This window comes from Halomonas sp. SIMBA_159 (genome assembly GCF_046536035.1).
GTDB classification, from domain to species: domain Bacteria; phylum Pseudomonadota; class Gammaproteobacteria; order Pseudomonadales; family Halomonadaceae; genus Vreelandella; species Vreelandella venusta_A.
On sequence record NZ_JAWJBT010000581.1, the window covers coordinates 1 to 272 of the forward strand.

Annotated in this window: 1 protein-coding gene; it reads left to right on the forward strand. The window is 50.4% G+C overall.

Annotated elements, in window-relative coordinates:
• On the forward strand, positions 1 to 272 hold a 272-nt coding region (locus R0J87_RS20540; RefSeq protein WP_498888565.1), incomplete at both ends, for a hypothetical protein.

The window sequence follows — 272 nt, forward strand, 5'->3', positions numbered from 1 at the left end:
GGGTCGATATACCGGTAGCCGCGAATTATTATGGCGATGGCAAAGCGCTTGATCAGGGCTTTGATTTTGAGGTGGGTTATAAAATTCTGAGTTTGTTAAAACCAGATGCCGGCGCTGAAGCGCAGTTTGGCACTATGGGCTCGAACAAACAAAAAGCCGCCGATGCCACGGTGTTGCAACAAAATGTGCAGCAGCGCCTCGACTCAGTAGCGCCACTCAGCTTTTTCGCACCATTTTTGACCAACCACGATCAAGAGCGTATCGCCTACCAG